This is a genomic window from Thalassobius vesicularis (genome assembly GCF_004799325.1).
Lineage (GTDB): Bacteria > Pseudomonadota > Alphaproteobacteria > Rhodobacterales > Rhodobacteraceae > Thalassobius > Thalassobius vesicularis.
Genome location: NZ_SSMD01000002.1, coordinates 103,108 through 116,266 on the forward strand (window position 1 = coordinate 103,108; position 13,159 = coordinate 116,266).

At 64.9% G+C, this 13,159-nt stretch carries 14 protein-coding genes; 7 read left to right on the plus strand and 7 right to left on the minus strand.

The features are described 5' to 3' along the window. Positions 1–8: 8 nt before the first annotated feature. The gene (gene rpiA / locus E7681_RS04220; protein ID WP_136338031.1) at positions 9–797 is read right to left on the minus strand and encodes a ribose-5-phosphate isomerase RpiA; all 789 of its coding nucleotides are present in this window, start codon (positions 795–797) and stop codon (positions 9–11) included. Positions 798–983: 186 nt separating this feature from the next. Here rpiA and E7681_RS18780 point away from each other — a divergent pair, with 186 nt between their 5' ends. The 4 genes from E7681_RS18780 to E7681_RS04235 all read left to right on the plus strand — a co-directional run bounded on the left by E7681_RS18780 (position 984) and on the right by E7681_RS04235 (position 4,110). After that, the gene (locus E7681_RS18780; RefSeq protein WP_168733157.1) at positions 984–1,121 is read left to right on the plus strand and encodes a hypothetical protein; all 138 of its coding nucleotides are present in this window, start codon (positions 984–986) and stop codon (positions 1,119–1,121) included. Next, the gene (locus E7681_RS04225; RefSeq protein ID WP_136338032.1) at positions 1,118–1,549 is read left to right on the plus strand and encodes a hypothetical protein; all 432 of its coding nucleotides are present in this window, start codon (positions 1,118–1,120) and stop codon (positions 1,547–1,549) included. The genes E7681_RS18780 and E7681_RS04225 overlap by 4 nt, the downstream gene beginning before the upstream one ends. A gap of 158 nt (positions 1,550–1,707) precedes the next feature. Beyond that, the gene (locus E7681_RS04230) at positions 1,708–3,081 is read left to right on the plus strand and encodes an L-serine ammonia-lyase (RefSeq protein ID WP_136338033.1); all 1,374 of its coding nucleotides are present in this window, start codon (positions 1,708–1,710) and stop codon (positions 3,079–3,081) included. Between the two features lie 90 nt (positions 3,082–3,171). Then, entirely contained in the window at positions 3,172–4,110 is a 939-nt protein-coding gene (locus E7681_RS04235) for a DMT family transporter (protein ID WP_136338034.1), read from the plus strand. Here the strand turns inward: E7681_RS04235 and E7681_RS04240 are convergent. Next, positions 4,037–4,717, minus strand: coding sequence for a thiamine diphosphokinase (locus tag E7681_RS04240; protein WP_136338035.1), 681 nt, complete (start codon positions 4,715–4,717; stop codon positions 4,037–4,039). The two genes, E7681_RS04235 and E7681_RS04240, sit on opposite strands and share 74 nt — an antisense overlap. Before the next feature lie 137 nt (positions 4,718–4,854). Here E7681_RS04240 and E7681_RS04245 point away from each other — a divergent pair, with 137 nt between their 5' ends. After that, positions 4,855–6,576, plus strand: a complete 1,722-nt coding sequence (locus tag E7681_RS04245; RefSeq protein ID WP_136338036.1) for a hypothetical protein — start codon at positions 4,855–4,857, stop codon at positions 6,574–6,576. Between the two features lie 36 nt (positions 6,577–6,612). Here E7681_RS04245 and E7681_RS04250 read toward each other — a convergent pair whose 3' ends face one another. The 4 genes from E7681_RS04250 to E7681_RS04265 all read right to left on the minus strand — a co-directional run bounded on the left by E7681_RS04250 (position 6,613) and on the right by E7681_RS04265 (position 10,785). Then, the gene (locus E7681_RS04250; RefSeq protein WP_136338037.1) at positions 6,613–7,584 is read right to left on the minus strand and encodes a GGDEF domain-containing protein; all 972 of its coding nucleotides are present in this window, start codon (positions 7,582–7,584) and stop codon (positions 6,613–6,615) included. Next, positions 7,584–8,171 (minus strand): heme NO-binding domain-containing protein, encoded by a 588-nt coding sequence (locus E7681_RS04255; RefSeq protein WP_136338038.1) that lies wholly within the window; start codon positions 8,169–8,171, stop codon positions 7,584–7,586. The genes E7681_RS04250 and E7681_RS04255 overlap by 1 nt, the downstream gene beginning before the upstream one ends. A gap of 69 nt (positions 8,172–8,240) precedes the next feature. Beyond that, complete coding sequence (locus E7681_RS04260) at positions 8,241–10,019, minus strand: DUF4153 domain-containing protein (RefSeq protein ID WP_136338039.1); 1,779 nt, start codon at positions 10,017–10,019, stop codon at positions 8,241–8,243. A 67-nt stretch (positions 10,020–10,086) separates the two neighbouring features. Next, entirely contained in the window at positions 10,087–10,785 is a 699-nt protein-coding gene (locus tag E7681_RS04265; RefSeq protein ID WP_136338040.1) for an HAD family hydrolase, read from the minus strand. Positions 10,786–10,909: 124 nt separating this feature from the next. On the opposite strand from E7681_RS04265, the gene E7681_RS04270 reads away from it, so the two are divergent. After that, entirely contained in the window at positions 10,910–11,365 is a 456-nt protein-coding gene (locus tag E7681_RS04270) for a MarR family winged helix-turn-helix transcriptional regulator (RefSeq protein ID WP_136338041.1), read from the plus strand. On the opposite strand, the gene E7681_RS04275 is transcribed toward E7681_RS04270, so the two are convergent. Next, positions 11,366–11,650, minus strand: coding sequence for a DUF3572 domain-containing protein (locus E7681_RS04275; RefSeq protein WP_136338042.1), 285 nt, complete (start codon positions 11,648–11,650; stop codon positions 11,366–11,368). Between the two features lie 113 nt (positions 11,651–11,763). Here E7681_RS04275 and E7681_RS04280 point away from each other — a divergent pair, with 113 nt between their 5' ends. After that, positions 11,764–13,155 (plus strand): diguanylate cyclase domain-containing protein, encoded by a 1,392-nt coding sequence (locus tag E7681_RS04280; RefSeq protein WP_136338043.1) that lies wholly within the window; start codon positions 11,764–11,766, stop codon positions 13,153–13,155. Positions 13,156–13,159: the final 4 nt, after the last annotated feature.

Sequence of the window (13,159 nt, forward strand, 5' to 3'; positions counted from 1 at the left end):
AGTTGTCCTCAGTCAGAAAGGTCCGTGAACAGGTTGTCCGCCTCGACGAAATCCAGACGGTCATGCTGTACCGAACCCTCGTTAATGTCGCGTGTTTCGACCCGACCGTCGCCGTAGCCGATGACCACCGTGTCACAAATATCCATGAACAGCCCGTTTTCAACCACGCCCGGGATCTGGTTCAGCGCCATCGCCAGCTGGCGGGCGTTCCCGATGCGGTTCAGGTGCAGGTCCAGAATGTGGTTGCCCTCGTCCGTCACATAGGCCACCGCGCCGTTCATCCGCAGCGTCGTTTCGCGCCCCATCACGTCCAGAGAGATCAGCAATTCCTCCAGCAGCGCCTTGCTGGTCTGCCAGCCGAACGGGATCACCTCGACCGGCAGGGGAAACGCGCCCAGCGTCTCGACCTCTTTGCTGGCATCCGTGATCACGATCATCCGGTCGCTGGCCGTCGCCACGATCTTTTCCTGCAACAGCGCCCCGCCGCCGCCCTTGATCAGGTTGAACTCGCCGTCGAACTCGTCCGCGCCATCAATGGTGACGTCCAGCCAGCGCGCCTGGTCCAGGCTGATCACGTCGATCCCCACCTCGCGCGCCAGCATCGCTGTCCGGGCCGAGGTCGGCACCCCCTTGATCCGCAGCCCCTCTTCGCGCACGCGCTCGCCCAGGCAGCGCACCATCCATGCCGCGGTCGAACCCGTGCCCAGACCGACCTTCATCCCGTCCTCGACAAAGTCCACCGCCCGCTTGGCAGCGACGAACTTGGCCTTGTCGATGGGTGACAATTCTCCGGTCATGGCGGTGACTCCAATGGTTCTGAAACGCTTATAGAAAAGTTGCCGCAAAGGTGCGAGGGGGAAGCGCCCGTTTTCCGCGATCCGCCTTGGCGCGCGCAGGCCGAAATTCCTTGGATTATGTTACCTTTGCGCCTTACGCTGTGTCATTGCCCATATTTTTGGTCAATTTATTAAAGGATATTTTCCATGACCCGTCTTCTGACCTCTGTTTCCGCAGTGCTTGTTGCCTTGGCCGGTTGTGCCCCCGTTCCGATTTCCAGCAAAGTGTATGCCCCCAATCCCGCCGATGCGTTCCCGTTCAGGGCGGCGGCAGCGGTTGCATGATGAACAACGCCAAATCCGTCGCAAACCGCCAGATCGGCACCGCCGATGTCCGCGTTTCGCTGTGGGCCTCGCCCCCGGAACAGGCCAAGCCCCACGCCACCGTCGATCTGCAGATCCTGCAGCGCAAAAAGCTCGGCCCGATCCAGTCCGTCCGGATCAATCCGGGCCGCATCCGCCTTGAGGAGGGCGGCAAAAGCTACGCCCCCGCGACCCGCAAGACGCATAACAACACCAACGCGGAACACGGCCTCCAGTTCAACGGGGCCTACGTGACCTTCCCGTCGCCCACGGGCAACGCCGAGGCCGCCCGCGTGGTCTTTCAACCCGGCGCCATCACCATCGGCGGCCGCGCCGTCGATTTCGCGCCGATCCGCTTCACCCGCACGACCGAGGTCGCCATCTACCTCTTCCCCTGCATCCCGGCCTGAGCACCGCAAAAGAGTTGTACGTTTTTCCCCGGGAATCATACGATTTCCGGGGTTAACGCATCGTGACCACAGCGGTTTTCCCCGCTGAAACGTCGCAAATCGCGGGGGTCGCGCCCCCCTGTCCGGTGCTAGAATGGGCGAAACAACAGGGGTGCGCGATGTTTCTTTCGGTCTTCGACATGTTCAAAATAGGCGTCGGCCCGTCCTCCTCGCACACGATGGGGCCGATGGTGGCTGCCGCGCAATTCCTTGATTTCATGCGAAAATCTCCGTTCGACTTCCACGGTTTGCGGGCGTCCTTGCATGGCTCTCTGGCCTTTACCGGGGTGGGCCACGCAACCGACCGCGCCACCGTTCTGGGGCTGGCCGGTTTCACCCCCGAAAGCTACGACCACGCCCGCGCCGAGGCCGTTCTGGAGCAGATCAACGCCACCGGCAAAATCCTTCTCCCCGACTTCAACCCATTGAATTTCAACCCGAAATCCGACCTGATCTTTGATTACGACCACCCCCTGCCCGGCCACGCCAACGGCATGATCCTGATGGCCACCGACGCGCAGGGCGACGTGATCTTGCAGGAAACCTACTATTCCGTCGGCGGCGGCTTCGTCCTGACCGAGGCACAACTGGCCGCCGGACAGGACACCGATCAGGGCCCGCCGGTGCCGTTCCCGTTCAAAACTGCCGCGCAAATGCTTGAAATGGCTGAACAATCTGGCAAGACCATCGCCCAGATGAAGGCCGCGAACGAGCTGTCTCGCAACTCGCACGCGCACCTCAAGGACGGCATGGCGCGGCTGTGGGACGTGATGAACGCCTGCATCGAGCGCGGCCTGACCAATGACGGCATCCTGCCCGGCGGGCTGAAGATCAAACGCCGCGCCAAAGCCATACATGATGCGTTGCAGGCCGAGCGCGGCCTCAACATCTCGGCCCCACACGTCATCAACGACTGGATGAGCACCTACGCAATGGCCGTCAACGAAGAGAACGCCGCCGGCGGTCAGGTCGTCACCGCCCCCACCAATGGCGCCGCCGGGGTGCTGCCTGCGGTCATCCGCTATTGGCTGGACCACGTTCCCGGCGCAACACCTTCAAAAGTCGACGAATTTCTGCTGACCGCCGCCGCGATTGGCGGGCTGATCAAGTACAATGCCTCGATTTCCGGGGCCGAGGCGGGCTGTCAGGCCGAGGTCGGCTCGGCCGCCGCAATGGCCGCTGCCGGGCTGTGTGCCGTAATGGGCGGCACCCCGGAGCAGATTGAAAACGCTGCGGAAATCGCGTTGGAGCATCATCTGGGCATGACCTGCGACCCGGTGAAGGGGCTGGTTCAGGTGCCCTGCATCGAGCGTAACGGGCTGGGCGCGATCAAGGCCGTCTCGGCCGCCTCGCTGGCGCTGCGCGGCAACGGCCAGCACTTTGTCCCGCTGGACGCCGCGATCGAAACCATGCGTCAGACCGGCCGCGACATGCACGAGCATTACAAGGAAACCTCGCTCGGGGGGTTGGCCGTAAACGTGCCGAATTGCTGAACAATTTCGTCACACGCCGCTAGACCACCCCAAACCGCACCGAATTTCCACGGCCTTGCCGCCCGACCGGCGCGCTTCTAATCTGCGCCGATGCAAACTGATCGCCCCTTTCTTGGCATCCTGCTGATGCTGCTGTTTTGCGCGCTCGCCCCCTTGGGTGATGCGTTGGCGAAACTGTTGGGCGCATCGCTGTCGGTCGCCATGATCCTGATGGTCCGCTTTCTGGCGCAGGCCCTGTTCCTGGCCCCGCTGACGCTGGCCACCCGCCGCCCGTGGCGCCTGCGCGGCCGTCTGCTGAGGCTGACCGTCTGGCGCACCCTGCTGCACATCGCCGGGATCGGTATGATGTTCACGGGGCTACGTTTTTTACCACTGGCCGACGCCATCGCCATCGCCTTCGTGATGCCGTTCCTGATGCTGTTGCTGGGCAAATACGTCCTGCACGAGGATGTCGGCCCGCGCCGCCTGATAGCCTGCGTGATCGGGTTCGGAGGCACCCTTCTGGTGATCCAGCCCAGTTTCGCGCAGGTCGGCCTGCCGGCGCTGCTGCCTTTGGGCGTGGCCGTCGTGTTCGCCCTGTTCATGCTGGTCACGCGCCAGATCGCCAAGGACACCGACCCCATCGCCCTGCAAGCCGTCAGCGGGGCCATCGCCTCGTTGATCCTGGCCCCGGTGATGCTGATCGGCACCGTCCTGCATTGGCCCAGCTTTTCGCTGGTGGTGCCGACCGTTAACCAAGCCGTGCTGCTGTTCCTGATCGGCCTCGTCGGTACACTCGCACATCTGGTGATGACTTGGTCGCTGCGCTTTGCGCCCTCGACCACGCTGGCCCCGATGCAATATCTGGAAATCCCCTTTGCCACCGCCATCGGCTGGCTACTTTTCAAGGATCTGCCCAACGGTCTGGCCGCCATGGGGATCACGATCACGATGGCCTCAGGCCTTTATATCGTGTTCAGAGAACGGGCCACCCATCGCCCGTCAGCACAGCCCGCACCGCCGCCTCCAGCGCCACCAGCGGCAGAATGACGATCATCCGGGGCGCATCCATCTGCAGGTCCACCGCGCCCACCGCCCGGTTCGACGTCCCCACGCGGCCATAGGGCGCAAAACTCAGCCCCTCGATCGGCCATTCCAGCCCGCTGGACTGCCCGCGCACCTCGGCCATCGGGAACAGCGACACCAGCGTGCCGGGCTCCAGATCAAAATGCGCCTTCGCAGGACACAGGAACACCACCTGATCGGCGGTCAGCAGCAGGCAGCGCCGTTCCGGCCGCCGCAGCAGGGTGTTGAAACAGGCCAGCAGGTGATCCAGCCGGTCGCCCTCAAACCCCACGCCGATCACCAGCGGGGCCGCGATGCTGCGCAGCGCCTTGTCGAAATCGGTGCTGTCCTGTTCCGGGATGCGGTGGATACGCTCTGGCCCCAGCGCCTCGCGCGCGCGCGCGGAAAGGGAATCGAGGTCGCCGATCACCGCCTCGGGCGTCAATCCGTGCGCCAGGGCCACGTCTGCCCCCCCGTCTGCGGCGACAATCCGCGGCGCCAAATCCAGCGCCCGGCGCAAGGTCGCCCCCGTGGCGCCCCCCGCCCCGATCAGTGTGACTGCCTGCTCTGAGTGAAAAATCGGCTTATTCATATGCCGTTTAGTGCCCGTTAACCGTAGGGATCACAATATCGCCATAAAATGATACTGTAAAAACCCAAGATTCGAGCCTCTTTGGTCTGGTTCCTCATGGTAAACAATGGGTCATAATAACCAGGAAGCGAGTAGTCATGGTCAACACGAGCAAAATTCTGACGGTCTCCTACGGAACCTTCTCCTGCACGTTGGAAGGATTCGACGACTCGTTCAACACGATGAAGGCCATCGCGGAATACTTTCGGGATCTGGCGCAGGATGACCGGTATTTCGGTGCGGAACCGCCGACACCGGACACCGAAATGCTGGCCCGCATCGCCGAGCGAGAGGTGGCCCGCCGGGTCGAGGCGCGGATGGAACACGGTGCCGTGGTGCTGCGCCCCACCGAAGAAGCTGAACCCGCCGTCGCCACGCCGCCCGCCGCCGTCGAAGCGCCCAAGCCCGCTCCGGCCCCTGTGGCCGAGCCTGTGGTCGCCGCCGCACCCGAGGTGATCGAAGAACCCGAAGAGCTGGAAGAACTGATCGAGGACGAACCCGAAGAGGCCGTCATCCCCGAACCCGCCCCCATTGCACCGAAGCTGGACGAGGAAAGCGTCGCCGCCAAGCTGTCACGCATCCGGGCCGTTGTGTCCCGCAATGCCGAGGCCGCAGCGCAGCCGCCCGCCTATTCCGAAGACGAACACGCCGAGGATGCCTCGGACGCGACCGCCGCGTCCATTGCGGCTGCCCTGCGCGACACCTCGGAACAGCCGATGGATCTGGCCGAGGACGACGCGTTCGAAGACCTGGACGAGGACGACAGCTTCGAGGATCTGCTGGAGGACGATCAGCCCGAAGACCCGCAGCTGGCCGCCGACATCGCCGAAGCCGAAGCTGAACCGGAAGTCGCCGAAGAGGCCCCCGCCCGCACCCGTGTGATCCGCATGAAGCGCTCGGATTTCGACGCCGCGGTCGCCTCGGGCGCGCTTAGCACCGACGATTCCGACGGCCTGTCGCCCGAGGACGAACAAGACCTGCTGGCCGAACTGGCGCGCGTCGAATCCGAACTGTCGGGCATTTCTGATCCCATCGACGAAGACGCCGAAGACGCGGACGACTTCGAAGCCGAACTCGATTCCATCTTCGACGAAGACGAAAAGCCCGCAGCGCCCGCAGCTCCGGTTGGCAAAGCCGAAACCGATGTCGGCCGGCTGATGGACAAGGCCCGCGTCGAGATGGACCGCCCCGAAGGTGCCCATCGCCGCAGCGCCATCGCCCATCTGCGCGCTGCCGTCCAGGCGACCCGCGCCGAGACCGAGGCCGGTGGCGGCCTGAACCGTGGCGACGACAGCCTGCACGCTTATCGCGACGATCTGAACAGCGTGGTCCGTCCGCGCCGTCCCCGCAGCGCCGAACCCGAGGCCGAGCAACAGCGCCGCCCCGTGACCAAACCGGCACCGCTGAAGCTGGTCGCCGAACAGCGCGTCGATGCCGCCAGCCCCGCCCAGACCCAGGTCGTGCGCCCGCGCCGCGTCTCGCTGGCCGAAATCCAGGACGAGCCGGCCCCCATGGCCGCGCAAGACGACGGTGACGGTTTCGCCGCCTTCGCGGAAAAGGTCGGCGTCAAGAACCTGTCCGAGCTGATGGAAGCCGCCGCCAGCTACATGTCGTATGTGGAGGGGCGCCAGAAATTCTCGCGGCCGCAGCTGATGAACAAGGCCCGCCAGGTCGAGGAATACCAGTTCAGCCGCGAAGATGGCCTGCGCTCGTTCGGCCAGCTGCTGCGCCAGGGCAAGATCGAAAAGCTGAAAGGCGGGCGGTTCACCGTCGACGACGACCTGATCGGCTTCAAGCCGGACGCCCGCGCGGCCGGATAAGAACCCCACGAAAACCCCGGCATCGTCCGGGGTTTTTCATTCCACGTGGAAACTGTGGCAGGCCCGCCCCCGCCGTTTTGACGCATACAGCGCCTGATCCGCATCCTCCAACATCTGGCGCGGTGACGGCGTATCGTAATCCACCGACAGCACGATCCCCAGACTGGCGGAAATCCGGCACTCCTTTCCTTCGTACGGCACGGGCTGTTCCAGCCGGTCGATCAGCCGCGCTGCGATGCGGGACAGGGTTTCGCGGTTCTGGATCCCCCTCAGGATCAGCACGAACTCGTCGCCCCCGACGCGCGCAACGGTGTCATCCTTGCGCACCTCCTCGACCATGATCATCGCGGCGCGTTGCAGAACATGGTCGCCCGCCGCGTGGCCCATCGTGTCATTCACCTGCTTGAAGAAATCCAGATCCACATGCATCAGCGCGAACACCTGCCCCACGCCGATCAGCCGGGTCAGTACGTGATCCATCGCGCGGCGGTTTTTCAGGCCCGTCAGCGTGTCGGTAAAGGCCTGTTCCTCGGCGGCGATCTTGGCCCCTTGCAGGCGCATGTTCAGCTTGCGGCTGGCCTCCATCGCGGCGGATTTCGCCTCGATCAGGTAGAGCATTTCGATGATCAGGTCGGTCGCGGCGAAATCGGCATTCGTCAGGTCGTAGTCACGGATGCTGTCCAGAACCGAGATGCCAAAGGACAGGTTCAGCACCCAGACCGGCCCGCAGCGCATCAGCACGCCCTTCAGCGCGGTCTGCGGCGCGTCGCGAAATTGCAGGTGCAGCTTTTTCCCCTGACGGTCCCACAAAGCCCCTAGACTGGTCAGCCGCGGGCGCGTCAATTCGAACCGGGTCAGCAGCGGCTGGCCAACCAGCGCGTGATCGGGCCGCAACTTGAGCAAGGTCGGGCCGGCACCCACGATGATCCCGTCGGAATCCAGCACCAGATGCATCGGGCACAGGGTGTCCAACAGCCCGCTCAGGTCTTGTAAGCTTACGTTTTCCATCACCCTTTCCCCGCGGTCAGAGTGAAGCTGCGCCCCTCGGCGAACGACGCCTCGACCAGCGCGATGTCGATCACGTCGTCCCCGGCCCCCAGATGGCGCAGGTCCAGAAACACCAGCGCGCCGTAATCGTCGGCCATCGTGCGCAGCACGCCCAGCATCACCGGGCCGAACCCATCGTGGGGGGCGCGGACATGCAGGCTCATGCGATTGGGGTCGATGGCGATCAGCTCCAGCTGGGGCAATTCCAGGTCCGACACCGCCATGCGGGCGCGATCGGGCAAGTCATCCAGTGAATGCAGGAAATCCGTGAAATCCACGCCACCAAAGCGCAGCAACCGGCGCAGCGCCTCGACCTTGGGGTGCGACACGAGGTAGATCCCGATATCCTCCAACACCTGGTCACGCGGTTTGTTCAGCACCGCAACGGTGCGTTCCAGAACATGGTCCGTGACCTTGTCGTCATAAAAAAGCATGGCTTCGAAAGTCGCTCCTTCCAGGGCGGCCCCCCGTGCCACATCCAACCAGATTTCGTTTCCATAGGTATCGCGCACAAAACATTGTATCGCGCGGTTCACCAACCCGTGCATACCACTCACCGTTTCGCAGAAAGTATCACACAATCTGCGCGCGCACCCGTTAACAATTATTCAACATTTTCAATTGTCGGGAAAAAGCGACATTCCGCCGACATTCAGGGCGTTCAGACCGGCCGGGGCGATGGAATACGCGCCTTCCATGATCTGAGTGATGATCGAGGCGTCCAGTCGCGGCCAGCGGTCCTGCGCCAGGTCCATCAACTCTCCGGTCCGTTCCATCCCGCTATCGCCGATCAGCGTGCCCCAGGCCGAGGCGCGGTTATCCGATTGGCGCAGCACCAGAACGCCCTGTCGCCCCTGCCGCGCGGGGTTGAACGTGACCTCCAGATAGACGCAGCCGGGCCGCCCGTCGTCAAAGCTGCGGCGGCAGGCGTCCAGCGCCTCTCTCAGGTGCCAGTCGGACAGGCCCTCCAGCGCCTTGGCGGGCAGTTCGGTGCCTTCGGGGCGCAGCGGCAGAAGCGCGGCCAGCTTTTCGGCGCGGTCCTTCGGGGTCTCGCCGTTCTCGGTGTCGATGAAATCACTGCGCGTGTCTGCCGCCTCGGCCGCATCGGCCAGTTTCACGACCTCTTCCCGCTGCGGATAACCTTCGCGCTGACGCAGCTCGTAGATCGCGGCGCGCCCCGGCTGGCCCCATCGCTTGGCCAGTTCCCAGATCGGCGCGGCATCCGGGCTCACGCGCCCCTCGACGATACGCGCCAGTTGCGAGCCGGCCGAGATCCGTTCGGCATTCAGCACTGGGGTCAGCCACAGCGCGGCCAAGGCCAGCGACAGCAGCGCCAGACGGATATTGATGGCCCGGATACGCCCGCCAAAATCGCCGCGCCACAGCGCCGAGGCGGAATAGGCCACGCCGTACAGCGCCACCATTCCCGCACACAGCCCCGCCAGCACGCGATCCGGGGTCCAGCCATATTGCATGACCCGCTGCGCGATGCCCCAGACGGCCAGCGCGGCCAGCGGCAGCAGCATCACCGCCAGCGCCCGCACAGCCCCACGCATCAGCCGGGCCTGCACCTGATGGGCCTCGTCCCGATCGACCGAAACCGTGACCAGCGTGATCGCCCCGATGGCCACGCTGAGCAGCATCGCCGTTTCCGAGAACAGGAACAGCACCTCGTTCATCCCGCTCAGGAGCACGGCGATCAGGAACAGCGCCAGCACCGGCACGACCAGCGGCACCAGCAGGCGCAGCAGCCGCAACAGCAGGTGCGGCGAGACATAATCGCGCCACTCATGCGCCACCGCCAGCGCCAGACCAAACACCCCGCCGGTGATCAGGAAGGGCACCGGGTCCAGCTCCAGAATACGTTCGATCAGGTCGATGCCGACCAGTTCCAGCAGGGCGTTGCTCAGGAACAGCACCCCCCAGACCAGCCCCGTGAACAGCCCCGCCGCAGCAAAGCGCACCAGCACCGTCCACGCGGTCTGGAACAGCGCCGCATAGTCGCGCCAGCCACGCGGTCCGTCGATCAGGATCACCGTCAGGAACGGCGTGCCGACCAAGTACAGCATCATGGGGGCCGCAATCGGGTGGCCGGAATCGACGAAGTCGTCCAACTTGTCAAACCGGAAACTGGCCCACAGGAACAGTCCGCCCACTCCGGTTGCCCAGCCCAACGACGGCAACGCCGCGCGGGCCAGGGACACCGGCCCGGTCATCGCCAGCAAAACCTGAAAGAACCCGACGATGACGATACTGATGAACATCAGGATTCGCTCGTTCCGGACCAGTTCGGGCAAAATATCGATCAAGGCATAAAGGGCCGCCCCGCCTGCCATGCCGACCAGAGTCATCGCGATGCGCGTGCGCGTCCAGTCGGTGTTCTGGCGATCAGTCATGATGGGGCCCCTTGCCAAGTGCGGTTGGCCTCAGGCTACCGCATGCACCAAGGCGCGCAAAGCGGGTTCAGCTGGCCGCAGCGTCCAGCCAGGCCGGGATATGCCCGATATCCGGCAGCACAGCATCTGCCAAAGGCGCCAGTTCCGACGCGGGTGCGGTGCCCGTCAGCACGCCGATCGTCCGCATCCCCGCGCGCCGCCCTGCCAGCAAGTCATGGGTGCTGTCGCCCACCATGACCACGGTGTCCGGCTCCAGCCCCAGATGATCGGCAAAGGCCAGCAGCGGCCGAGGCGATGGCTTGGCCCCGAACCCGCTGTCAAACCCGGCGATGAAGTGGAAATGCCCCTCGACGCCCACCTCGGACAGGTGGTTGCGGGCGCTGTATTCGGAATCGTTGGTCATCACCCCCAGCGCCAGCCCGCGCGCGGCCAGCCCCGTCAGGTAGGGGGCCAGATCGACGGCCGGGGCCAGCGTCGCCTCCATCGCGCGCACGCTCAGGAAATGCTCCAGTTGCCCGGTGGAATACTGCGGCAGCACGCGCACCAGCGCCTCGGCCACCTCGCCGTTCGAGCCCGCGATGAACGGGCTGTCATCCCGAAATCCGTTGGTGCTCAGGTCATAGCCGACCGCCGTGGCCACCTTGCCCGACAGTACGGAATCGCCGCCCGCCAGTTCGTGGATCATGCGGCCGGCCCAGACATCCCAGGTGGCGCGGAAATCGAACAGGGTGCCGTCCTTGTCGAACAATATCCCCTTGATCTGCATGCCTGCCCTGCCTGTTTTCGTGGTTCTTATGCGCCCAAACTGCCCGCCCCCGTGACAATTGGCAACCCCGCCGGGGCGTTGGGGCGCATTGACTTTCTGTCGCGCTTGCGATGCTTTGGCGCGCATGGAAAAAGAGCCCCCCTATCGCCTGCACACCTCGCTTGGCTATCACCTGTCCATCGCCGCCCGCCTTCAGGAACGGCGGCTGGATGACCAGTTGAAAACGCTGGGGCTGACGCGCACGACCTGGTGTATCCTGCTGGCCGTCGGGAACGAGGGGCTGTCGCAACCCTCGGACATCGCGGATTTCGTCGGCATCGACCGCACCGCCACCAGCCGCGCCCTGCGCCATATGGAGGACGAGGGCCTGCTCGCCCGCTCCTCGGGCACCGAGGATCGTCGCACCCGCCGGGTCGAGCTGACCGCCAAGGGCTGCAACGCGATCACCCGCGCCACGCCCTTCGCCCGCGAAAACGCCGAGATCATGTCCGAATCCCTCGCCCCCGAGGAAGAGGCCGAGCTGAAGCGCCTGCTGACCAAGCTGCGCCGCGCGGGTGATGGTCTGCTGAAGACCCTGTAATCAGGTCCAGTGCATCTGCGCCCCGCCGGGCAGCGCCATCCGCGCCTGCATCAGCCGCTCGTACGGCAGCGAACAGCTGTCGCAAAACGCGATCACCCAAGCGTCGTCCATCAGCAGGAAATCCAGCACCGAGCCCAGGAACGCCGGATCGCTGGCGCCTGCCTTCAGATCGTCGATCCCTGCACCGGACGCGCCCAGAAACACCGGCAGCAATTCGTCATTGCCGACCAGCCATGTCAGGGCAGACAGGGCCAAAGTCTCGGCGTTTTCCTGCGTAATGGCCATGTGCGCGCGTCCTCTTAACAAACTGGTTACCCTTTCTTAACCAATCGGAAGGAAAGTAGCAGGTGTAAAAAGAGGTGCAGCCGAAGGGCTGTCAAATCAACCAAGGCCCCCTGATGCCCGGCAAGGTATTGATCATCGACGGCATAGCCACCAACCGCATCGGATTGCGCGCGCGGCTGAGTGCGGCCTATTACGAGGTGTCGCAGGCCGCCTCGGGCGGCGAGGGGCTGGCGCTTCTGACCTCGCAACGCCCGGATCTGGTGCTGATTTCCTCGACCCTGCCGGATATGACGGCCTGCGATCTGTGCAAGGATCTGCGCGCCAATCCCGAATTCAGCGACCTGCCCGTGATCGTGCTGGACACCTGCCCCGACCGCGCCCGCCGCCTTGCCGCGCTCGAGGCGGGGGCAGATGACGCGCTGGACCGCCATGCCGAGCCGCGCCTGCTGCTGGCCCGCCTGCGCAGCCTGTTGCGCGGCGTCACCTCGCGCGAGGATCGCAACCTGCACACCAGCGCCCGCGCCTCGGCTGGCTTTGCCGAACCCGCGCCGATGTTCGCGCATCAGCCGCATATCGCGCTGGTGGGTGAAGACGCCGGGCGCAACCTGAACTGGCGCAACCGCCTGCAGGCCCAGCGCCCCTATCGCTTCACCCTGCATTCCCCCCGCGCGCTGTCGCTGGATTTCGGCGGGGACGGCGTGCCGGACGTCATCATCGTTTCGGGCGGTTGCGGGGACGAACCCGATTTCGGTGCCGCCCTGCTGGCCGCGCTCGGGTCTCAGCCGGGGTTCCGGCGCTGCAAATTCCTGGTCGCCCTGCCTGATGCCCGCCCCGAACCCGCCGCCCAATTGCTGGATCTGGGCGCGCATGACCTGATGACCGGCCCCTTCGATGCCGAGGAGGCCGCCCTGCGCATCGACCAGCTGCTGCGCCGCAAGGCGCGCGCCGATCATCTGCACGAAACCCTGCAAAACGGCCTGCGCGCCGCCCTGATCGACCCGCTGACCGGCCTGCACAACCGCCGCTTCGCCCTGCCCGAGCTGCACCGCCTGGTCGAGCGCGCGGTTCACACGCGCTCGGGTCTGGCTGTCATGGTGGCCGATCTGGATCACTTCAAACGGCTGAACGACACCTTCGGCCACGGCGCCGGTGACAAGGTCCTGACCGAGGTCTCTCGCCGCCTGCGCGACGCCCTCGGCCCCGAGGATCTGCTGGCCCGCTTCGGTGGCGAAGAGTTCCTGATCGCCCTGCCCGGCATGTCCGACCAGATCGCCCATGAAACCGCAGACCGGCTGTGTGCCACCGTCGGATCGGCCCCTTACCTGCTGCCCGATGGTGTCTCGCGCACGCGGATCACGATTTCGATCGGCATGGCGATGCTGACCCCCGGACCTACCAAGGTCGAAGGGTCGCAATCGCTGGCCGCGGGGCTTCTGGCACAGGCCGATCAGGCGCTTTACATCGCAAAAGCGGCGGGCCGAAACCAGGTTCGACCCGCCGCCTGAACTC